General features: G+C 67.9%; 21 protein-coding genes and 1 tRNA gene. 14 read left to right on the top strand and 8 right to left on the bottom strand.

Annotated elements, in window-relative coordinates; all coding sequences use genetic code 11:
- Window positions 1-193: 193 nt before the first annotated feature.
- Window positions 194-270, bottom strand: a tRNA-Met gene (locus tag Q0938_RS08920).
- 112 nt (window positions 271-382) lie between these two features.
- On the opposite strand from Q0938_RS08920, the gene Q0938_RS08915 reads away from it, so the two are divergent.
- A complete protein-coding gene (locus Q0938_RS08915; protein WP_299361105.1) occupies window positions 383-1,549 on the top strand; it encodes an HPP family protein in 1,167 nt (388 codons plus the stop codon).
- A 10-nt stretch (window positions 1,550-1,559) separates the two neighbouring features.
- Here the strand turns inward: Q0938_RS08915 and gltX are convergent, their stop codons facing one another.
- Window positions 1,560-2,888, bottom strand: a complete 1,329-nt coding sequence (gene gltX / locus Q0938_RS08910; protein WP_299361102.1) for a glutamate--tRNA ligase — start codon at window positions 2,886-2,888, stop codon at window positions 1,560-1,562.
- 87 nt (window positions 2,889-2,975) lie between these two features.
- Here gltX and Q0938_RS08905 point away from each other — a divergent pair, with 87 nt between their 5' ends.
- Genes Q0938_RS08905 through Q0938_RS08895 form a run of 3 tightly spaced genes read left to right on the top strand, consistent with a single transcriptional unit; the run spans window position 2,976 to window position 5,826 of the window.
- Window positions 2,976-3,383 (top strand): metallopeptidase family protein, encoded by a 408-nt coding sequence (locus Q0938_RS08905; RefSeq protein WP_299361099.1) that lies wholly within the window; start codon window positions 2,976-2,978, stop codon window positions 3,381-3,383.
- Complete coding sequence (locus Q0938_RS08900) at window positions 3,380-4,405, top strand: hexose kinase (RefSeq protein ID WP_299361094.1); 1,026 nt, start codon at window positions 3,380-3,382, stop codon at window positions 4,403-4,405. Before Q0938_RS08905 ends, Q0938_RS08900 begins: the two co-directional genes overlap by 4 nt.
- A gap of 29 nt (window positions 4,406-4,434) precedes the next feature.
- Window positions 4,435-5,826, top strand: coding sequence for a phosphomannomutase (locus tag Q0938_RS08895; protein ID WP_299361093.1), 1,392 nt, complete (start codon window positions 4,435-4,437; stop codon window positions 5,824-5,826).
- A 99-nt stretch (window positions 5,827-5,925) separates the two neighbouring features.
- On the opposite strand, the gene Q0938_RS08890 is transcribed toward Q0938_RS08895, so the two are convergent.
- Window positions 5,926-7,092, bottom strand: a complete 1,167-nt coding sequence (locus Q0938_RS08890; protein WP_299361091.1) for a GNAT family N-acetyltransferase — start codon at window positions 7,090-7,092, stop codon at window positions 5,926-5,928.
- A gap of 86 nt (window positions 7,093-7,178) precedes the next feature.
- Window positions 7,179-8,051 (bottom strand): branched-chain amino acid aminotransferase, encoded by an 873-nt coding sequence (locus tag Q0938_RS08885; RefSeq protein ID WP_299361088.1) that lies wholly within the window; start codon window positions 8,049-8,051, stop codon window positions 7,179-7,181.
- Window positions 8,052-8,203: 152 nt separating this feature from the next.
- Here Q0938_RS08885 and Q0938_RS08880 point away from each other — a divergent pair, with 152 nt between their 5' ends.
- Window positions 8,204-8,743 (top strand): MarR family transcriptional regulator, encoded by a 540-nt coding sequence (locus Q0938_RS08880; protein ID WP_299361181.1) that lies wholly within the window; start codon window positions 8,204-8,206, stop codon window positions 8,741-8,743.
- Window positions 8,740-9,495 carry a response regulator gene (locus Q0938_RS08875; protein ID WP_299361085.1) on the top strand — a complete coding sequence of 252 codons (756 nt, stop codon included), beginning with the start codon at window positions 8,740-8,742 and terminating at the stop codon, window positions 9,493-9,495. The genes Q0938_RS08880 and Q0938_RS08875 overlap by 4 nt, the downstream gene beginning before the upstream one ends.
- A 35-nt stretch (window positions 9,496-9,530) precedes the next feature.
- Here the strand turns inward: Q0938_RS08875 and Q0938_RS08870 are convergent, their stop codons facing one another.
- Window positions 9,531-10,046 (bottom strand): CAP domain-containing protein, encoded by a 516-nt coding sequence (locus Q0938_RS08870; RefSeq protein ID WP_299361082.1) that lies wholly within the window; start codon window positions 10,044-10,046, stop codon window positions 9,531-9,533.
- A 251-nt stretch (window positions 10,047-10,297) separates the two neighbouring features.
- On the opposite strand from Q0938_RS08870, the gene Q0938_RS08865 reads away from it, so the two are divergent.
- Window positions 10,298-10,954, top strand: coding sequence for a L,D-transpeptidase (locus Q0938_RS08865; RefSeq protein WP_299361079.1), 657 nt, complete (start codon window positions 10,298-10,300; stop codon window positions 10,952-10,954).
- Between the two features lie 96 nt (window positions 10,955-11,050).
- On the opposite strand, the gene Q0938_RS08860 is transcribed toward Q0938_RS08865, so the two are convergent.
- Both Q0938_RS08860 and ilvA read right to left on the bottom strand, forming a co-directional pair.
- Window positions 11,051-12,295, bottom strand: a complete 1,245-nt coding sequence (locus tag Q0938_RS08860; protein WP_299361076.1) for a SpoIIE family protein phosphatase — start codon at window positions 12,293-12,295, stop codon at window positions 11,051-11,053.
- A gap of 145 nt (window positions 12,296-12,440) precedes the next feature.
- Complete coding sequence (ilvA, locus tag Q0938_RS08855; protein WP_299361074.1) at window positions 12,441-13,712, bottom strand: threonine ammonia-lyase IlvA; 1,272 nt, start codon at window positions 13,710-13,712, stop codon at window positions 12,441-12,443.
- 144 nt (window positions 13,713-13,856) lie between these two features.
- Here ilvA and Q0938_RS08850 point away from each other — a divergent pair, with 144 nt between their 5' ends.
- The 5 genes from Q0938_RS08850 to Q0938_RS08830 all read left to right on the top strand — a co-directional run bounded on the left by Q0938_RS08850 (window position 13,857) and on the right by Q0938_RS08830 (window position 19,087).
- A complete protein-coding gene (locus Q0938_RS08850) occupies window positions 13,857-15,086 on the top strand; it encodes an argininosuccinate synthase (RefSeq protein WP_299361072.1) in 1,230 nt (409 codons plus the stop codon).
- Between the two features lie 111 nt (window positions 15,087-15,197).
- Complete coding sequence (gene mog, locus Q0938_RS08845; RefSeq protein ID WP_299361069.1) at window positions 15,198-15,734, top strand: molybdopterin adenylyltransferase; 537 nt, start codon at window positions 15,198-15,200, stop codon at window positions 15,732-15,734.
- A 309-nt stretch (window positions 15,735-16,043) separates the two neighbouring features.
- Window positions 16,044-17,033, top strand: coding sequence for a glycine betaine ABC transporter substrate-binding protein (locus tag Q0938_RS08840; protein WP_299361179.1), 990 nt, complete (start codon window positions 16,044-16,046; stop codon window positions 17,031-17,033).
- Window positions 17,034-17,124: 91 nt separating this feature from the next.
- Window positions 17,125-18,009, top strand: a complete 885-nt coding sequence (locus Q0938_RS08835) for a proline/glycine betaine ABC transporter permease (RefSeq protein WP_299361067.1) — start codon at window positions 17,125-17,127, stop codon at window positions 18,007-18,009.
- Window positions 18,002-19,087 (top strand): glycine betaine/L-proline ABC transporter ATP-binding protein, encoded by a 1,086-nt coding sequence (locus Q0938_RS08830; RefSeq protein ID WP_299361064.1) that lies wholly within the window; start codon window positions 18,002-18,004, stop codon window positions 19,085-19,087. Before Q0938_RS08835 ends, Q0938_RS08830 begins: the two co-directional genes overlap by 8 nt.
- 58 nt (window positions 19,088-19,145) lie before the next feature.
- On the opposite strand, the gene rsmD is transcribed toward Q0938_RS08830, so the two are convergent.
- Complete coding sequence (rsmD, locus tag Q0938_RS08825; RefSeq protein WP_299361062.1) at window positions 19,146-19,703, bottom strand: 16S rRNA (guanine(966)-N(2))-methyltransferase RsmD; 558 nt, start codon at window positions 19,701-19,703, stop codon at window positions 19,146-19,148.
- Window positions 19,704-19,824: 121 nt separating this feature from the next.
- Between rsmD and rfbC the strand changes: the two genes are divergently transcribed.
- Both rfbC and rfbB read left to right on the top strand, forming a co-directional pair.
- Window positions 19,825-20,379: a dTDP-4-dehydrorhamnose 3,5-epimerase gene (gene rfbC, locus Q0938_RS08820; protein ID WP_299361060.1), complete on the top strand. Its 555-nt coding sequence runs from the start codon at window positions 19,825-19,827 to the stop codon at window positions 20,377-20,379.
- Window positions 20,376-21,413 carry a dTDP-glucose 4,6-dehydratase gene (gene rfbB / locus Q0938_RS08815; protein ID WP_299361057.1) on the top strand — a complete coding sequence of 346 codons (1,038 nt, stop codon included), beginning with the start codon at window positions 20,376-20,378 and terminating at the stop codon, window positions 21,411-21,413. The genes rfbC and rfbB overlap by 4 nt, the downstream gene beginning before the upstream one ends.

Genomic DNA, 21,413 nt, shown 5'->3' with positions numbered 1-21,413 from the left:
GAGCGAGGGACGCCAGCATCCCTCCGCTCGGGGTGGACATGGAATACCGGGATCACGAGACTGATCGATGCCGCGGGCCGGTGGGGACCATCAGGAGCGAAGCTCTGCCACCCCGGCGCCACCCCGAGATGCCGTCTGCGTCTCGGCCCACACAACGATTCAGGAGGAAGTGCCTGAGAAATCTGGAAAACGATGGTAGCGGAGGAGGGACTTGAACCCCCGACACGCGGATTATGATTCCGCTGCTCTAACCAACTGAGCTACTCCGCCACGGTGGGCGCGATGTAAGGCGCGGCCCGTGGGGCGTCAAGGCGAAACTGCCGGCGCGGCGGCGGGCCGAGGCTGCTTCCCAAATCACCGAGAACGCGGCAGGAAGCGGCGTATGGACCTTCCTCGACCCTTCCGCGCCCTGCGCGGTCTTGCCCCTGCGATGCCCTGGCCGGATGGCGCCGACGCGCTGCGCTCGGCGCTGGGGGTGACCGTGGGGGTGCTGTTCGCCGTCGCGGCGGGGTCGGTCAGCGGCCTGGCCCCCGAGTTGATCGCGCCTCTGGGCGCCAGCGCGGTGCTGGTGTTCGTGATGCCGAACAGCCCCCTTGCGCAGCCGTGGTCGGTGATCGTGGGATCGATGATGGCGGTGCTTGCCGGCCAGCTTGCGATCATGATCGCGCCCCTGCCCTGGTCGGCAGCCCTCGCCGTGGCGCTGGCGGTGCTGCTGATGGTGTGGGCGCGGGCGCTGCATCCCCCCGGCGGTGCGGTGGCACTGCTCAGCGCGACCGAGGCCGCGGCCGGGCAGCCGCTGGCGCTGCTGATCCCACTCGCGGTGCTGCAGGTCGCGGTCGTCGTGGGTGGCATGCTCTGGGCGCGGCTGACCGGGCGGGTCTATCCGCTGCGCACCGCCGGTGAGGTCGACGCCGTCCAGCGCCTGGGACTGCAGGCCAGGGAACTGGAACATCTGCTGGTCCGGTTCAGACAGGGCGCGAACCTGGGCGCGGCCGATCTCGCGCGGCTGGTCGCGGCCGCAACGGACGAAGTTGCAAAGCACCGCTTCCAGGCGATGACCTGCGGCGACATCATGTCGGCGCCGGCCATCACCGCCGCACCCGCCGACCGGCTGCCACAGCTGATTTCCCGGTTCCGCACCAACGCGATCACGTCGCTGCCGGTCGTCGATTCGCAGGGACGGCCGCTTGGCGTGATCCAGCCGGGCGAGATCATCACCGCTCTGACCAGCGCCAGCATTGATCCGAAGAGGGCAACCGCGGCTGACCTGATGCGGGCGGACATCGCCAAGGTGCCGGCCGAGCTGCCGGTCGGGGTGCTTCTGCATGCGCTTGCAGACGACGGGCCGCAGCTGATCGGTGTGATGGAGGGACCGCGAATGGCAGGCGTGATCACCCGGTCCAATGTCGTGGCGCTGCTGTTGCAGAACGACGAGGGCTGGGCGGTGGCGGACGACGGGGCGCCGCCGCCCCCCGGTCCAGGGGTGTCTGGGCTGCCGCCGACCGGGACGGCGCGCGGCGTCACCGGCCGTCGATCTGCCGGTGCCTGAGCCAGGCTCGCTAGGGACGGGCGCGCACCACCTGCAGCAGCGGCATCAGGTCGGCCATCTCCGGTCCGTGGGCCTGCCCGGTCAGCGCCTTGCGCAGCGGCATGAACAGCGCCTTGCCCTTGCGCCCGGTCGCCTCCTTGACCGCTGCGGTCCAGTCCGCCCAGCTGCTGTCGCCATAGGGCGGCGGCGGCAGCAGCGACAGCGCCTGCGCCACGAACTCGGCATCCTCGGCGTCGATCACCGGCTCTGCCCCCTGGCTGAAGATCACCCACCACTCGGCCAGATCGTCCAGACGGGTGATGTTCTGACTGGCCACCCGCCAGAACCGTTCGGCCAGTTCGTCGGGCACCCCCATGCCGGCAATCCGGTCGCGAACCGCATCGAAGGGCAGATGCTGGTTGCGCTCTCGCGTCAGCGGCCACAGATCCTCGGCGTCGAACTTGGTGGGCGAGGCGCCGAACTGGCTCAGCTCGAACCCTTCCGCCAGCTCGTCCAGGCTCATCCGCAACTCGACCGGCTGGCTCGACCCCAGGCGGGCCATCAGCGACAGCAGCGCCTCGGGGGCCACGCCGTTTTCGCGCAGGTCGCGCAGCGACAGCGTGCCCAGCCGCTTGGACAGCTCTTCGCCCTGCGGCCCGGTCAGCAGGCTGTGATGGGCAAAGCGGGGCGGCGTGCCCCCCAGTGCGCCCATGATCTGGATCTGGGTCGCGGTGTTGGTGACGTGATCGGCGCCCCGAACGATGTCAGTCACGCCCATGTCCACGTCGTCCACCGAACTGGCAAAGGTGTACAGCACCTGCCCGTCGGCGCGGATCAGCACCGGATCGCTGACGCTGGCCGCGTCGATCGACACATCGCCGATGATCCCGTCGGGCCATTCGATCCGCTCGTGGTCCAGACGGAACCGCCAGTAGCCCTCGCGCCCCTCGGCGCGCAGCCGCGCCTTGTCTTCGTCGGTCAGGTTCAGCCCGGCGCGGTCATAGACCGGGGGCCGGCCCATGTTCAGCTGCTTCTTGCGCTTCAGGTCCAGCTCGGTCGGGGTCTCGAACACCTCGTACAGGCGGTCCCGCTCGCGCAGCCCGTCGGCCGCCGCGGCATAGCGGTCCAGCCGGTCGGACTGGCGTTCGACCCGGTCCCAGGTCAGCCCCAGCCATTCCAGGTCGCGCATGATCCCGTCCGCATATTCCTGGCGGGACCGTTCGCGATCGGTGTCGTCCAGCCGCAAGATGAACGTTCCCCCCGCCTTGCGGGCGATCAGGTGGTTCATCAGCGCGGTGCGCAGGTTGCCGACGTGTATGTGCCCCGTGGGCGACGGCGCAAAGCGGGTGATCGTGGTCATCGGATCCTCGAAATCTGCGCCCGGTCTTTCACAGCCGCCGTTTTTTGTCCATATCGGCCCAAGACAGGCGCGGCGAGGAGACCGGGGATGACCGACTGGACAGAGCGGGCAGCGCCCGACTCCGCCGAGATCGAGGCGATGGCGCGCGAGGTGATCGCCGGGCTGCCGGTCGAGTTCGCGGGTCACGCACAGGATATCATCCTGAAGGTCGACGAGCTGGCCGACGACGAGGTTCTCGACGAGCTGGAAATCGACGACGCGATGGACCTGACCGGCCTTTACGACGGGATACCCCTGACCGCCAAGGCGCCCAGCGAACCGCAGCACTTCCCCGACACGATCTGGCTGTTCCGCCGCGCCATCCTGGACGAGTGGGCGGAACGCGGCAACGTCACGCTGGGCGAGCTGGTCAGGCATGTGGTGGTGCACGAGCTGGCCCACCATTTCGGCTGGTCCGACGAGGACGTGGCACGGATCGACAGGTGGTGGGAATGACAACAGCGGGCGCGGGTGCGTCCGCCCCGGACCAGCCCGGCGCCGGACAGCTGCGCGCGACCGGTCCCCAGACCCAGGATCCGATCCTGACCGTCACGCTGAACCCGGCACTGGACCTGGCGACATCCGCCGCCCGCGTCGTCCCGGAACTGAAGCTGCGCTGCGATGCGCCGCTGGTCGATCCGGGCGGCGGCGGGATCAATGTCAGCCGGGCGATCGACCGGATGGGCGGGCGGTCCACGGCCTTCGTGGCTCTCGGCGGGCCGACCGGCGCCCGGAACGAGTCGCTGATCCGCGAGACCGGCCTGGACCTGGTGCGGATGGACACGCCGGGTGACACCCGGCAGTCGCTGTCGGTCACGGACCGGGAAACCGGGGGCCAGTACCGCTTTGTCCTGCCCGGGCCGGACTGGACCGATCACGAGGTGGCGGCGGCGTTGCAGACCATTGCTGGGGCGGTGCCGGATCGCGGACTCGTCGTGCTCTCAGGCTCGAATCCGCCCGGTGTGCCGGCCGAGTTTGCCTCGCTGCTGGCGGATCATCTGCGCGAGCGCAGCCTGCGGCTGGTCGTCGATACCTCGGGGGCGGCACTGGCCGCCGTGGCGACGGCGCGCGGGGCGCCGGTGACCGTGCTGCGAATGGACGCGGCCGAGGCCGAGGCTCTGTTCGGCAGTTCCCTGTCGATGCGGGCGGACACCGCCGGCTTTGCGCGGGCGCTCGCCGCGTCGGGGGCGGCCGAGGCGGTCATCATCGCGCGCGGCGCGGACGGCAACATCATCGCCACCGCGGACGGAAGCTGGCACGCCGAGGCGGCGCCGGTGACCGTGGTCAGCAAGGTCGGCGCCGGTGACAGCTTCGTGGGCGGGTTCGCGCTGGCCATGGCGCGCGGCTGGGATGCACCGGACGCGCTCGCGCTGGGGGCGGCCGCCGCATCGGCCACCTGCCTGACTCCGGCCACCGAGCTGTGCCACGCGGTTGATGTCGAACGGCTGTTTGCGCAACGTGTCGTGACCCCGATCTGACCCGACCGACCCTCTCCGGAGCCTCCGCCATGACCGCGCGCGACATCACCTGCTTCAAGGCCTATGACCTGCGCGGCAGGCTCGGGACGGAACTGGACGACGACGTGGCGTGGCGGGTCGGCCGCGCCTTTGCAGCGCGCCCCTCCTCCGGCACGCACCCGCGGGTGGTCGTGGGGCGGGATGGCCGCGAAAGCTCGCCCGGTCTGACCGCCGCGCTGATCCGCGGTCTGAACGAGGGAGGGGCGGACGTGCTGGACCTCGGGCTTGCCGGGACCGAGGAGATGTATTTTGCCACCGCCCACACCGGTGCGGACGGGGGAATCGAGGTTACCGCGTCGCACAACCCCGCCGACTACAACGGCATGAAGCTGGTGGGCGCCGGCGCCGCCCCTCTCGACCCCGCCACCGAACTTCCCGCCCTCGCCGACCTGGCACGATCTGGCGCGTTCCCCCGGGTGACGCGCACCGGAACGGTCACGAACCGGGCCGACCTGCGCGCGGTCTACGCGGCGGCGGTCTGCGACTTTGTCGACGCCCCTGCCCTGCAGCCATTGTCGGTGCTGGTGAACGCCGGCAACGGCGTTGCGGGGCCGGCCTTCGATGCCATCGCCGCGGAACTGGCGCGGCGCGGGGCAGCCCTGCGGTTCATCCGCATCAACCACGATCCGGACCCGAGCTTCCCGCACGGCATCCCGAACCCGTTGCTGCCCGAGAACCAGCCCATGACCGCCGTGGCGGTCCGCGCCCACGGCGCGGATCTGGGCGTCGCCTGGGACGGGGATTTCGATCGCTGCTTCCTGTTCGATGCGACCGGGCGTTTCATCCCGGGGGAATACATCGTCGGCCTGCTTGCAGCGGCATTCCTGGCGCAGCACCCGGGCGAGCGAATCGTCCACGATCCGCGGGTCGTACTGAACACCCGCGACGTGATCGCCCGGGCCGGCGGCCGGGCGGTGCAAAGCCGCACCGGCCACGCCTTCGTCAAGCAGGTAATGCGCGACAGCGGCGCGATCTATGGCGGTGAGATGTCCGCCCATCACTATTTCCGCGACTTCGCCTTTGCCGACAGCGGCATGATCCCGTGGCTGAAGATCGTCGAGCTTCTGTCGAGGCGACGGACCAGCCTTGCCGATCTGGTCAGCGACCGGATGACCGCCTTTCCGTCGTCGGGAGAGATCAATTTCCGCCTGGCCGATCCAGGCGCCGCGGTCGCCCGCGTTCTGGACACCCTGCAGACCGGCGCGATTGCGCGGGACGACACCGACGGGATCAGCTTGGAATACCCGGACTGGCGATTCAATCTGCGCCGATCCAACACCGAACCGGTCGTGCGGCTGAACGTCGAAAGCCGCGGGGACCCGGAACTGGTGGATGCCAAGGTGAAGCAGATCTCGTCACTGCTGGAAGGCGACCGCATCTGATCAGGCCGGGCCGGACCGCGAGGCTTCAGTCCCCTACCGTGTCGGGCACGCCCATCAGGTACTCGTGCTGAGGGACGGCATTCCAGGCATCGACCTGCGTCAGAACCCGTCCGGCCCCGACGCCTCAGACCCCGCCTGCTTCCGCCGGAACGGTCCGAAGGCCGCGGTTTCGGCCATGTCGTCGCCGACCACCGCGCCCTCGTCGGCCAGGTAATCGGCCAGAGCGGCGCGGAACCCCGGATCGCCGACCCAGTGCAGCGAGTGGATCTCGCTCGGCATGTAGCCGCGGGCCAGCTTGTGCTCGCCCTGCGCGCCGGCCTCGACGCGGGCAAGCCCGCGTCCGATCGCCCAGTCGATCGCCTGATAGTAGCAGAGTTCGAAATGCAGGAACGGGTGATCCTCGATACACCCCCAGTATCGACCGAACAGGGTGTCGCGGCCGATCAGGTTCAGCGCCCCTGCGACCGGCTTCCCGTCGCGCTCGGCGAGCACCAGCAGCACGTCGTCACGCATGGTTTCGTGCAACTGGTCGAAAAACGCGCGGGTCAGGTAGGGGCGGCCCCATTTGCGACTGCCGGTGTCCTGATAGAACGTCCAGAATGCGTCCCAGTGAGCGGGGCGGATGTCGTCGCCGGTCAGGCGGCGGATCGTGCCGCCGAAGCCTTGGGCCCGCTCGCGCTCCTTGCGGATCGCCTTGCGCTTTCGGCTGCTGAGATCGCCGAGGAAGTCCTCGAAGCTGCCATAGCCGCGATTTTCCCAGTGGTACTGCGTGGTAGTCCGGCCCAGCCAACCGGCGGCCTCGCCCAGCCGCCGCTCGGCCGCGGTGCAGAAGGTCACATGGGCCGAGGACAGCCCCGCCTGCTCGGTCAGGCGCTGCATCGCCTGCAGCAGGGCGGAACGGATCGCGGGTTCGCGGGCCAGCAGCCGCGGACCGGTCGCGGGGGTGAACGGCACTGCCGACTGCAGCTTGGGGTAATACTGCCCCCCCGCGCGCATGTAGGCGTCGGCCCAGGCGTGATCGAAGATGTATTCGCCCTGGCTGTGAGTCTTCAGATAGGCGGGCGCGACCCCCACCACGACGCCGCCCAGCCGGGCGACCAGATGGCTGGGAAGCCAACCGGTCCGCTTGCCCACCGATCCGGACCGTTCCAGTGCCAGCAGGAACCGATGCGAGGTGAAGGGATCGGGGCCATCGCCGCAGCCGTCCCAGTCGGATGCGGAAACGCCCTCGATGCCGGGCAGGACGGACACGGTCAGATCGGCCATGTCCCCTCAGATAATGCGCCGCCATGGAAAGACAACGTGCCGCCGTCGGCTGGCGCACGACATTCCGTCCGCCAGCCGACCCGGCGTCAGGCGCGCACCAGCGCCTCGTAATCCTGGGCGATCTTGCGGGTGGTCTGGCCCACCTGGAAATGCCAGTCCTCGCCGATCTGGGCGACGGGCGTCACCTCGGCGGCCGATCCGGTCAGGAAGCATTCCTGGAACTCGGCGACTTCCTCGGGCAGGATGTGGCGTTCGTGCACGCGGACGCCCTGATCCCGCAGCAGGCCGATCACCGTCTGCCGGGTGATCCCGTTCAGGAACACGTCGGCCAACGGGGTGTGCACCTCGCCGTCCTTGACGAAGAACACGTTCGCGCCGGTCGCCTCGGCCACATAGCCGCGGTAATCCATGAACAGCGCGTCCGAACAGCCCTTCTTCTCGGCCGCGTGCTTGGACATGGTGCAGATCATGTACAGCCCCGCCGCCTTGGCGGCCGAGGGGATCGTTTCGGGGCTGGGCCGCTTCCACTTGGCGATGTCCAGCTTGGCGCCCTGCCACTTGGCGTCGCCGTAATAGCTGCCCCATTCCCAGGTGCAGATGGCCACCCGCACCGGGTTGTTGCTGGCCGCAACCCCCATGTCGGGACCGGCGCCGCGGAACGCCAGCGCCCGGATATAGGCGTCGGTGAACCCGTTGGCGTCCAGGACCTGACGCTTCGCCGCGTCCAGTTCGTCGGCGGTGTAGGGGATCTCCATGTCCAAGAGCTCGCCCGACTTGATCAGCCGCTCGGAGTGGGCGTGGCCCTTGAAGATCTTGCCGTTGTAGCAGCGCTCGCCCTCGAACACCGCGCTGGCGTAGTGGAGCGCGTGGGTCAGGACATGCACCTTGGCGTCGCGCCAGTCGACCAGTTCGCCATCCATCCAGATCTTGCCGTCGCGATCCTCATAGCTTCCGGCCATGCCCAGTCCTCTCGGTTTTCGTATTGTTTCGCCGTGCTGCCGCAACAGCACAGAAAGTTGCGTTTGCGTGGCGAGCGGTAGCGATTGATTCTTGGAAAGTCAACAAGCCTGTCCTATTGATCGGACAGACGGAACGGGAGGGTTGGATGCAGATGCCGGGTCGGATGGCGTTGAGGACACAGGGCAGTGCCGTGCCGCCGGGCGGCGAAAGCCTGCTGTTCCTGACTGACGAGCAACTGCGCCGCGGCATTGAGGCGATGTACTTCGCGTATCGCGCCTTCACCTCGGACGCCGACCTGATCCTGGATGAGATCGGCTATGGCCGTGCCCATCATCGGGCGCTGCACTTCATCCATCGCGATCCGGGTCTGACGGTGACGGCGTTGCTGGACGTGCTGGGGGTTACCAAGCAGTCGCTGAACCGGGTCCTGCGCACCCTGATCGAGGACGGGCTGGTGGACAGCCGCGTCGGGAGCCGGGATCGCCGCGAGCGGGAGCTGCAGCTGACCGCCAAGGGCGCTGCGCTGGAGCGGCAGCTGTCGGAAAGTCAGCGGGCCCGGATGCGGGCCGCCTACCGCACTGCCGGGCCGCAGGCCGTGGCCGGGTTCCGGCAAGTGCTCGAGGCAATGATGGACCGCGACACGCTGCGCCAGTTCCAGACCCTGCGCGACCTGCCGGAGGAGCGGGGATGACCGAGCCGACCCGCACCGGTCACCCGGTCCCCGACGCGCCCGCCCCGTCGCAGACCCCGGACGCCCATGTCCTGGTCGTGGACGACGACGAACGCATCCGCACGCTGCTGCGGCGCTTCCTGATGCGGAACGGCTATCTGGTCAGCACCGCAGCCGACGCCGCGCAGGCCCGCCGGTTGCTGGCGGGGCTGGAGTTCGACCTGCTGGTGATCGACGTGATGATGCCGGGCGAGGACGGCTTCGCCCTGACCCGGTCGTTGCGGCGCAATCTGCAGACGCCCATCCTTCTGCTGACCGCGCGGGGCGAGATCGAGGACCGGATCGAAGGGCTGGAACGGGGCGCGGACGACTATCTGACCAAGCCGTTCGAGCCGCGCGAACTGCTGCTGCGCATCGGTGCGATCCTGCGCCGGGTGCCTGCAGCCGAGATCCGCCTGCCAAAGTTCCTGACCCTCGGCAAGCTGCGCTATGACGCGGCAAAGGGCGAACTGATGCATGGCGACACGCCGGTCCGGTTGACGGGCAGCGAGCAGTCGTTGCTGCGGCGGCTGGCCGATACGCCACGCGAACCGGTCAGCCGCGCCGAACTGATCGAGGATCTCGGTCGCGATCCCGACAGCGGCGGCGAGAATTCCGAACGCGCGATCGACGTGCAGATGACCCGCCTGCGACGCAAGCTGGAACCCGACCCGCGCGAGCCCCGCTACCTGCAGACCGTGCGCGGAACCGGGTACATGCTGGTGCCCGACTGACGCCGAAGGTTCGGTCGCAGGCCCGGACCGGCGGCTCAGCCGCCCACGTTCAGCACCCACCAGATCTTGTTGCTGGGTTCCTGCAGCCAGCCGATCCCGATTTCCAGCGCGGACGGATCCATGATCACGTCACGGGTATCGCGGGTCTGCATCCACGCGGACAGCGTCGCGATCTCGTTCTCGTAGGTTTCGGAGATGTTCTCGCCGATCAGGCGCCCCGTATAGCCGAACCGGGCCGCGCGATCCAGCGGCGAGGAACCGTCCGACCCGAAATGCCACGCCCTGTTCTGCGCCGCCATGTCGCGCGCGTGGGCCGTCGATGCGGCCGCCAGAGCCGGGCTGAGCACGACCGGGCTCAGGCCCGACTGGGCGCGCAGCAGGTTGATCTCGGTCAGGATCCGGTTCGGGATCTCGACCTGATCGCGGGGCGTGATCCGGTACGCGACGGGGATCGGATTGCCGTCCGGCCCAAGCTGCGGCTGCTGCTGCACGGGTTGGCAGGCAGCAAGCGCCAGCACAGCGGCGGCGGCCAGGAACAGGTGCTTGGTCATCGATCGGTCCCCCATGTATTTTCGCCAGCAGATAGCGGGGCAACGTCCGGGGCGCAAAGCCAAGAATGCGTGAGGGGGTGCGGCGTCCCCAGGGCGTGGCATGCATGCGTCAGCTTTGCATTTTCTGCGGCCATTCCGCGAACATGACGCGAGATTGAATTGTCGGATCGCCGCGCGCGGGCATATTTCCGGATCGGAGCCGGATTCCGCGAAGGCCACGTCCAGAATGGCCGCACCATGAGGAGAGTCAGATGATCAAGCCACCCCGTTCTGCCCTCAACCGCCGACGCTTTCTCACCGCAGGCGCGGCGCTGGGTGCCACGGCCCTGGCGGCCCCCGCCCTGGCCCAGGCGATCGATCCCTATACCGGCCAGCCGCTGCAGGGCACCCCGGGTGCCGGGGCCACGCCGGATGCCGGCGTCGTGCAGTACGACTCGCAGGACAGCCGCCGCAATATCTCCAGCTTCCGCATGCAGGACTGGCGACCCTATTTCTCGGACCTGACGAACGGCGCGATCCTCGTCGACATGACCTCGCGCGCGCTCAGCTACTGGTCCGAGGACGGGATGACCTTCCGCCTGTATCCGACCTCGATCCCCGTCAGCGAGGACCTGACGCGGCGCGGCCGGACAGAGGTCATCAAGAAGGTCGAAGGCCCGTCGTGGTCGCCGACCCCGGACATGAAGAAGCGCAACCCCGACTGGCCGGATTTTGTGCCACCCGGACCGGACAATCCGCTGGGCACCCACGCGCTGTGGCTGAGCTGGCAGTATTACCGCATCCACGGGACACACGACACGCGCAAGATCGGCCGCAAGTCATCGAACGGATGCATCGGCCTCTACAACGAACATATCCAGGAACTGTTCGGCTTCGCCAACATCGGTACCCAGGTGCTGCTGATCTGAGGCCCAGCCCCGGGGGCTGCCTGCCGGCGGCCCTCATGCAGTCCGGCGCCCTCCGGCGGGCCTCGCCGCCGGATGCCGGTCCGAACGGCGCGGGCTTCAGCCGACGGCGGGGCTTTCGGGTCCGAACTCCAGCAGCACCGCCGACATGTCGTCGGCAGAGGCGCCACCCGTATATTCGGAGATCGACCAGCAGAGCGACTCCAGGAAGATCGGGCCGCGCAGCGGCGCATTGGTGCGCATCGCGGCGATCAGCCCCTCGTCCCCCAGCTGCTCGCCGTGCAGGCTGACCGCCTCGGTGATCCCGTCCGAGGCGATGAACAGCCGGTCACCCGGTTCAAGCTGCAACTCGACCTCCTCGAACTTGGTGTCGGGAAACACCCCCACCGGCATCCCGCCGAATCCGACCGGCGTGACCTGGCCATCAGCGCGCTGAAGCATCGGATAGGGATGGCCGGCCTGGACCAGCCGGATCAGACCCGAGTCCGCGTCGATATCGACATAGACCATGGTCAGGTAGGCGTCGGTCTGCACCTCGGCGATCATCAGGCGGTTGAGCCCTTCGACGACCTGACGCGGACCGGGCAGGATGCCTTGGCCCGCGATTTCGGCGTCGGCGCCCGACAGATACGCGGCAAGGCGCGCGGTCAGCAGCGCGGCCGTCACGCCACTGCCCGACACGTCGATCGCATAGGCCGCGAACCGCCCCGGGCCCGCCCGGCGAAAGCCGACCAGATCCCCGCCCAGATGGCCGGCCGGACGCATCAGCAGTGACAGCTCGAAGGCGCCGATCTGCGCCTGCCGTTCGCGCACCAGTCCCTGCTGGATTTTGCGGGCCTCCCGCAGATCGGATTCGATTTCCTCCTGGGCCTTGTGCAGCTCGTCCAGCGTGCACTGAAGCTTGAGGTTGGCGGCGACCAGCCGTTCCTGCATGTCCAGCACCCGCTCGCCCACCGCGATGCGGGCCAGCAGCTCTGCCTCGTTCGCGGGCTTGGTCAGGAAATCATCCGCGCCCGCCGACAGGGCGCGCACCGCATCCGCCGCGTCGCCCTGCGCGGCGAGCATGATGGCATAGCCATAGCCGGCACCGGGAAGATCGCGAAACGTCTGGCAAAGCTCCGGGCCCGTCATTCCGCGCACGTCCCAGTCCGTCACGAGGATGTGGGGCCGGCTTTCCCGGCAGAGCGCCAGCGCCTGCGCGGCGGTGCTGGCTTGCTTGACCCGGTACCCCGCCGCCTTCAGCTGCAGGCAGACCCGCCGCCGATCGTCCCGGTTCCGGTCCACCAGCAGGATCACCCGGCCCGGCGCCGGTCGAGGCGCCGGCGCGACAAGCCCCCCGCGCATCTGCCTGGATCGATTCACCTGCCTCATCCCAGCCGGGTAGCAGGCCGGCAATGAAGCTGCCGTTAATGATGACGCCGATTCTGACAACAGCGTTAACGGCCGGTCGCACTGACCGCATCGCCAGGTGCCCGCGGGGACCAGGCGGTCAGATCAGGAATTCCGACAGCAGGTCGTCGCCGGTGATGTCGCGCCAGTCGAACCCCTCCTCCACCAGGCGGGCCGACAAGGCGGTGAGGTTCGCCGGATCGGAGGTTTCGATCCCGATCAGGACCGACCCGAAATTGCGGGCCGACTTCTTCAGATATTCGAAACGCGCGATGTCGTCATCGGGTCCCAGCAGGGACAGGAAGTCGCGTAGCGCGCCCGGCCGCTGGGGCAGCCGCAAGATGTAGTACCGCTTGACGCCCCGGAACCGCTGGGCGCGTTCCTTGACCTCGGGCAGGCGTTCGAAATCGAAATTTCCGCCCGAACAGACGCAGATGATCCGGCGCCCCTGCAACGCACCCTGCGCCGACAGGTCGGCCAGGACGTCGATCGCCAGCGCCCCGGCGGGTTCGAGCACGATGCCTTCGACATTGAGCATGTCGAGCATGGTTGCACTGATCCGGTCCTCGGGCGCCAGATAGACCTGATCGGCCGAGAACCGGGCCAGCGCCTGGAACGGCAGGTCGCCAATCCGGGCCACCGCCGCGCCGTCGACAAAGCTGTCCACCCGCGGCAGCTTCACCGGCGCGCCGGCCAGCAGCGCGGTGCGCAGGCTGGCGCCGCCAGCCGGTTCGGCAAAGGCAAAGCGGGTATTGGGCATCACCTCGCCCATCCAGCGGGTCATCCCCGCGGCCAGACCGCCGCCGCCGACCGGCAACACCACCAGATCGGGCGGACCGTCCATTTGCGCAGCCTCGATCTGCGCCGAGATTTCCTGCGCGACGGTTGCCTGCCCCTCGATCACGCGGGCGTCGTCGAACGGTGCCAGGAAGATCGCGCCCTCGTCCGCCGCAAACTCCTGCGCGGCGCGCAGGGTCTGGTCGAAATAGTCGCCGGTCAGGACGATGCGGACGGCGTCGCCGCCAAAGACCCGGGTCTTGCCGATCTTCTGCTGGGGTGTGGTGACCGGCATGAAGATGGTGCCGCGTGCCCCGAAATGGCGGCAGGCAAAGGCCACGCCCTGGGCGTGGTTGCCGGCGCTTGCACAGACGAAGTGGCCCTGTCCCTCGGGTCCGCCCGCGCCCGCCAGCCGCATGGCGTTGAAGGCACCGCGCAGCTTGTAGCTGCGCACCGGCGTCAGATCCTCGCGCTTCAGCCAGATATCGGCCCCGTAGCGCGCCGACAGATGGTCGTTGCGCTGCAGGGGGGTCGGGTCGAACAACGCCCGCAGCGCCGTTTCGGCGCGGGCGACGGCATCGATGAAATCGCTCATGCCGCCGCCTTGGCGCGATTGCGCCGGGTTGGCAAGTCTCGGCCCGCATCGGGTCCCGCGTTTTCGACGCCGCCGGCACCGGTCTTGTGAGCGGCGGCGTTTCGCCATATTCGCGGGCAACTTCACCGACCAGGGGCACTGAACATGACCGCAGCCGCGCCGAAGAAAGTCGTGCTTGCCTATTCCGGCGGGCTGGACACCTCGATCATCCTGAAATGGCTGCAGACGGAATACGGCTGCGAGGTGATCACCTTCACCGCCGACCTGGGCCAGGGAGAGGAACTGGAGCCGGCCCGGCAGAAGGCCGAACTGCTGGGGATCGCCCCCGCCGACATCCATATCGAGGACCTGCGCGAGGAATTCGTCCGCGACTACGTGTTCCCGATGTTCCGTGCGAACGCGGTCTACGAAGGGCTGTACCTGCTGGGCACCTCGATCGCACGCCCGCTGATCGCCAAGCGCCTGGTCGAACTGGCCCACCAGCACGGGGCCGACGCGGTGGCGCATGGCGCCACCGGAAAGGGCAATGACCAGGTCCGGTTCGAGCTGTCTGCCTATGCGCTGGACCCGCATATTCGCGTGATCGCGCCGTGGCGGGAATGGGACCTGACCAGCCGGACGAGACTGATCGAGTTCGCCGAGCAGAACCAGATCCCCATCGCCAAGGACAAGCGCGGCGAGGCGCCGTTCAGCGTCGACGCGAACCTGCTTCACACCTCGTCCGAGGGCAAGGCGCTGGAGAACCCCGCCGAGGAGGCGCCGGACTATGTCTACGCCCGCACGGTGCGGCCGGAAGATGCCCCCGACACCCCCGAATACATCGAGGTGACGTTCGAGCGCGGCGACGCCGTTGCCATCAACGGCCGTGCGATGTCGCCCGCAACGATCCTGACGAAGCTCAACGAGCATGGCCGCAAGCACGGCATCGGCCGCCTGGACTTCGTCGAGAACCGGTTCGTGGGCATGAAGTCGCGCGGCATCTACGAGACGCCCGGCGGCACCATCCTGCTGGAAGCGCATCGCGGCATCGAGCAGATCACGCTCGACAGTGGCAGCGGCCACCTGAAGGACAGCCTGATGCCGCGCTATGCCGAGCTGATCTACAACGGCTTCTGGTTCAGCCCCGAACGCGAGATGCTGCAAGCGCTGATCGACAAGTCGCAGGAGCATGTGACCGGGACCGTCCGATTGAAACTGTACAAGGGCTCGGCGCATTGCGTCGGCCGCTGGTCCGATCACAGCCTGTATTCGGAAGCCCATGTGACGTTCGAGGATGACGCCGGCGCCTATGACCAGAAGGACGCGGCGGGCTTCATCCGGCTCAACGCGCTGCGCCTCAAGCTGCTGGCCGCCCGCAACAGCCGGGTCGGCTGAGCGCGGGCGTCCACGCTGGTCTGCGGCGGGCGGTGTCAGGGCCGGCCGGCGCGGCTATTTTCATCGGATCGCGCATCCATCAGAATGGCGCCAAACCGAAAGGCCCGCGGCATGACCCAACGCACCACTGCCCGCATCGCGATCGTCACGGTATCCGACCGCGCCAGTCGCGGCGAGTACGAGGACAAGGGCGGCCCCGCCGCCGAGGACTGGCTGCGCGCCACCATCACCTCTCCGATGGAGATCGCCCGCCATATCGTCCCCGACGGGCGCGAGGGGGTCGCGACCACGCTGCGCCAGCTGGTCGACGGCGACGGCGCCGACCTGATCCTGATCACCGGCGGGACCGGCCCTGCCCCGCGCGACCAGACCCCCGAGGCACTGGCCGACGTCATGGAAAAGGAACTGCCCGGGTTCGGCGAGGAAATGCGCCGGGCCAGCCTGGCCGAGGTGCCGACCGCGATCCTGTCGCGCCAGACCGCCGGCATCCGCGGATCATGCCTGATGATCACCATTCCGGGCAAGCCGGCGGCGATCGCCACCTGCATGAATGCGGTCTTCGCGGCCGTTCCCTTCTGCCTGGACCTGATCGGGGCGGCGCGGATCGAAACCGACGAAGCACGGATCCGGGCGTTCCGCCCGAAATGACCCGCGCCAGTCCGGGCCGCGGGTCGATTCGGGGCCCGGCACGGCAGAGACGAATCACCCGCCTACGGACCGCCTGAGCGGCGCCATCAGCCGGATCGCGCCCATCTGTGATGAGCGGCGTTCATCCAGATGGCTGTACTAGGATTGAGCCGGTTTCGACGCTATCCGCGTCAAGGGGTTCAATTCTCGAGTCGTTTCGGTATAATCTCTCGCACCCGTCAGGTGAGAGATCCTGAAAATCAATCAACAACCCCATGTGATGCCGCTGATCGGCAGTCACAGAAAGGACGTGTTTTGAGCAAGCTCAACATGAAATTCGTCGCGGCCGCCTGCACCGCAGTCCTGTCGTCCACCACCTATGCTGCGGCTCAGGAAGAGTGCGGCACGGTTTCGGTTGCCGAGATGAACTGGGCGTCGGCCGGCCTGGCCGCCTGGGTCGACAAGGTGATCCTGGAAGAAGGGTATGACTGCACCGTCTCGCTCGTCGCCGGTGACACCATGCCGACCTTCACCTCGATGAACGAGAAGGCCGAACCCGACATGGCGCCCGAGCTGTGGCTGAACGCCGTGCGCGAGCCGCTGGAGAAGGCCGTCGAAGAGGGGCGGCTGAAACTGACCTCCGAGATCCTGACCGACGGCGGCATCGAAGGCTTCTGGATCCCCAGGGAGCTGTCCGAAAAGGAAGGGATCACCACGCTGGAACAGGCGCTGGCGCGGCCCGAACTCTTCCCGGGGGCCGAGGACGACAGCAAGGGCGGTTTCTTCGGATGCCCGTCGGGCTGGGCCTGCCAGCTGATCACCCGCAACCAGTTCCGCGCCGTCAATGGCGAGGAAAAGGGGTTCGAGCTGATCGACCCGGGTTCGGCGGCCGGGCTGGACGGCTCCATCGCCCGCGCGTTCGAGCGCGGCGAGGGCTGGCTGGGCTATTACTGGGCGCCGACCGCCATTCTGGGCAAGTACGACATGGTCAAGCTTGACCTCGGCGTCGAGCACGACCCCGAGATGTGGCACAGCTGCATCGTCACGGATGACTGTGCCGAGCCGACCCTGTCCGAATGGCCGCGGTCGGACGTGTTCACCGCCGTCACCGCGCAGTTCGCCGACAAGGCGGGCGTCGCCCTGGACTATGTCAACGCCCGGTCCTGGTCGAACGACACGGTGAACACGATGCTGTCCTGGATGTCGGACAACCAGGCCAGCAACGAGGACGGCGCCTATCACTTCCTGGAAACGCAGGAGGAGATCTGGACCAAGTGGGTCCCGGCCGAGGTCGCCGAAAAGGTCAAGGCCGCGCTGTAAGGCGTTCTGACTGCGCGCCGGGGGCCTGAACCTGCCCCCGGCGAACGCCCATCGCTCTCCCGTTCCCTCACCAACCGAAAGGTCGGTTTCCATGGACTTCGTCCAGTTTCCGGAAATGAGCCGCGGCGACCTGCGCAGCATGCGGCAGGCGATCGACGGCGGATTTCGCGAATTCACCCGTGAATACGGGCCCACGCTCGAGGCGATCTTCGAGCCTCTCAAGGATCTGCTGGTCTTCATCGAGAACCTGCTGATCACCAGCCCCTGGATCCTGGTGCTGGCGGTCCTCGCCGGCCTGGTCCACCTGATCGGACGGCGGTTCAAGATCACCCTCGGCACCGCGCTGGCCCTCCTAGCGATCGGCTATTTCGGCATGTGGGAGGATACGATGCGCACCATCGCAATGGTGGCGGTGTGTACCCTGGTCGCGATTGCCGTGGGCATCCCGGTTGGCGTGCTGATGGCGCGATCGGATCGGCTGCGCGCGGTGGTCACGCCGGTGCTGGACCTGATGCAGACCATGCCGTCCTTCGTCTATCTGATCCCGGTCGTGATGATCTTCGGTCTGGGCAAGGTGCCCGGCGTGATCGCGGTGGTGATCTATGCCATTCCGCCGATGATCCGCCTGACCGATCTGGGGATCCGCCAGGTGCGCCCCGATCTGCTGGAAGCGGCCGACAGCTTCGGCGCGTCCAACTGGCAGAAGCTGACCGACGTGCAGATGCCGCTGGCCCTGCCGACGATCATGGCGGGCGTGAACCAGACCATCATGATGAGCCTGGCGATGGTCGTCGTGGCCTCGATGATCGGGGTGCGCGGGCTGGGGCAACCGGTCCTGCAGGCGATCAACAACCAGTATTTCACCCTGGGCGTGATGAACGGCCTGGCCATCGTTGCCATCGCGATCATCTTCGACAGGGCCACGCAGGCGTACGGCAAGCGGCTGCAGAAACACACGGAGGCCATTCATGGTTGAATCCCGTCTGCAGAGCCGAGGTGAAGGCAGCGACATCGAGATCCGCAACCTCTACAAGATCTTCGGCCCGAACGCCGCCGCGCATGTCGATGCGGTCCGCAACGGCCTCGGCAAGGATGAGCTGAACGCGGCGCACGGCCATGTGCTGGGCCTCAATGACATCAACCTGACCATCCCGTCCGGGCGCATCACGGTCGTGATGGGGCTGTCGGGCTCGGGCAAGTCGACGCTGATCCGCCACATCAACCGGCTGATCGATCCCACTGCGGGCGAAATCCTGTACGAAGGCCAGGACATCGCGCGGATGTCGCAGGCGCAGTTGCTGGAGTTCCGCCGCAGCAAGACCGCAATGGTGTTCCAGAAATTTGCCCTGATGCCGCACCGCACGGTGATGCAGAACGTCGGCTACGGGCTGGGCATCCGCGGCGTAGCCGAGGCGCGGCGCAACGAGATCGCCCGCCACTGGATCAGCCGGGTCGGCCTGGACGGTTTTGAGGACCGCTATCCCAACCAGCTGTCCGGGGGGATGCAGCAGCGCGTCGGGCTGGCGCGGGCGCTGGCCAACGACGCCGAGATCCTGCTGATGGACGAGGCCTTCTCGGCACTGGACCCGCTGATCCGGATGGAGATGCAGGGGATCCTGCTGGATCTGCAGCAGGAACTGCACAAGACAATCGTGTTCATCACCCACGATCTGGACGAGGCGCTGCGGCTGGGCGACAAGGTCGCGATCCTGCGCGACGGCCAGTTGATCCAGCAGGGCACCGGCGAAAGCATCGTCCTGCGGCCCAGGGACGGCTACATCGCCGACTTCGTCCGCGAAGTGAGCCGCGGCAAGGTGATCCACGTGGGCACGATCATGCGCCGCGGCGCGCCGGTCGACACCCCGGTCGCCCTGCCCCGCACGGCAACGCTGGACGAAGCCGCGCGCGCCCTGACCAATGCCGACATCAACCGCGCGAACGTGGTCGACGACACTGGGCGTCATCTCGGCGTGGTGACGCTGGCCAAGATCGTGGCCGAGATGATCGCCCCGGACGACAGCGAACCGCTGGAAGACGACGCGGTCGCCGCCTGAAACCGGCTGAACCTGCGGCCGCCAGTGCGACCCTGCCCGTCCTCGCCGCCGGTCCGTCTCAGGCCGCACGCAGCAGGGTGATCAGGGTTGTGCCATAGCGGCGCTGGTCGATGCGGGTCAGCCCGGCCGGTTCGACCGGCGGGGTGTCCTCCTCCCACACGATCAGGGCGCCCGGGGCGATCCAGCCCCCGTCCCGCGCCGAGGCAAGCGCCGCTTCGCCCAGCCGTTGGCCATAGGGTGGATCGAGAAACAGCAGATCGTAGGCAGCGCCGCGGTTCGCACCAAGGCTGGTTGCATCCCGCCTCCAGATGTCGGTGACGCCCATCGCCCGCGCCTTCTCGACATTCGCCCGCAGCAGGGCGCGCGCCGTCGCCCCGTCGTCCACGAAGGCGACGCGCGTCGCGCCTCTGGACAGCGCCTCCAGCCCCAGCGCGCCCGTTCCCGCGAACAGGTCCAGCACCCTTGCCCCTTCCAGCCTGTGGCGGCCGCTGTTCTGGATCAGGTTGAAGACCGCCTCGCGGACCCGGTCCGTCGTCGGACGCAGATGCGATGCCGAATCGCCCGCACCGACCTCGGCCAGCTTCAGGCCGCGCAGCCTGCCCCCGACGATCCGCATCCAGTCTCTCCAACAATCCGCCCCGTTGGGCTTAACGACACCGGGAAGTCGTTGCAAAGCCGCAGGTCTTTTCCCCGCACTTGTTTGGTGGCATGAAGGGCGGCACCGAGCGGAGCGACGCATGCAGATCGAACGGACCGCCTCGCCGGACCTGCTGATCCTTACCCCCGAGCGCCACGGCGATGGGCGGGGGTTCTTTGCGGAAAGCTGGAACCGACGGACGCTGGAAAACGCAGGGGTGCACCTGCCCGACTTCGTTCAGGACAATCATTCGCTGTCGGCGCGGGCCGGCACGCTGCGCGGCCTTCACTACCAGGCCCCCCCGCACGCGCAGGGCAAGCTGGTACGCTGCGGCCGGGGTCGCCTGTTCGACGTCGCGGTGGACGCACGGCGCGGCAGTCCGACGTTCGGCAAGGCCATGGGCGTCGAACTGAGCTACGAGAACGGGCGCCAGCTCTGGATCCCGGCCGGGTTCCTGCACGGCTTCGTCACGCACGAGGATGACACTGAGATCATCTACAAGTGCAGCGCCTATTACGACCGCGAGAGCGATGGCGCGGTACGCTGGGACAGTGTCGACATTGACTGGGGCATCACCGATCCGATCCTGTCCGACAAGGACCGCGCGGCTCCTGCCTTTGCGGACTGGACGTCGCCATTCGAGGTGCAGGCATGAAGATCCTGGTGACGGGCGGCGCCGGGTTCATCGGCTCGGCCGTGGTGCGGCTGGCCATCGCGCGGGGCCACGCGGTCGTGAATCTCGACGCTCTGACCTATGCGGCCAACCTCGCCAACGTGGCATCGGTCGCGGACAGCCCGCTTTACGCGTTCGAACATGCTGACATCCGGGATCGCGCGGCGCTGGACCGCGTGTTTGCCAGGCACCAGCCGGACGCGGTCATGCATCTCGCCGCGGAAAGCCATGTGGACCGGTCGATCGACGGTCCGGGCGCGTTTGTCGAAAACAACGTCACCGGTACCTACAACCTGCTTGAGGCCGCACGCGCCCACTGGATTTGCCGAGGCCGCCCCGACGGTTTCCGCTTTCATCACATCTCGACGGACGAGGTGTTCGGCAGCCTGGGCGAGACCGGCCGGTTCACCGAGGACACGGCCTATGACCCCCGCAGCCCCTACTCCGCGTCGAAGGCGGCCAGCGACCATCTGGTGCGGGCGTGGCACGAAACCTATGGCCTGCCGGTGGTGCTGACCAACTGCTCCAACAATTACGGGCCGTTCCATTTCCCGGAAAAGCTGGTTCCGGTGGCGATCCTGAACGCACTGCATGGCCGGCCGGTCCCGGTTTATGGCGACGGCGGCAACGTGCGGGACTGGCTGTATGTCGAGGACCATGCCGACGCGCTGCTGCTGTGCCTGGAACAGTGCCGGGTCGGGCGCAGCTACAACATCGGTGGCGAGAACGAGGTCCGGAACATCGACCTCGTGCGCAGCATCTGCTTGCATCTGGACGATCTGCGCCCCGCGAAAGCCCCGCATGAGCGGCTGATCACCTTTGTCACCGATCGGCCGGGACACGACCGCCGCTATGCCATCGACCCGACCCGGATCCGGACCGAACTGGGCTGGCGACCCTCGGTCACGCTCGAACAGGGGCTGCGGCGGACAGTCGAATGGTATCTCGCCAACCCGGACTGGTGGCAGCCGCTGCTGGCCCGTGACGGGGTTGGCAAGCGTCTGGGCACAGGGTGA

This window comes from uncultured Paracoccus sp. (assembly GCF_947496875.1).
Lineage (GTDB): Bacteria > Pseudomonadota > Alphaproteobacteria > Rhodobacterales > Rhodobacteraceae > Paracoccus.
Note: the sequence above shows the minus strand (reverse complement) of the source record. Positions and strands in the feature narration are given on the sequence as shown.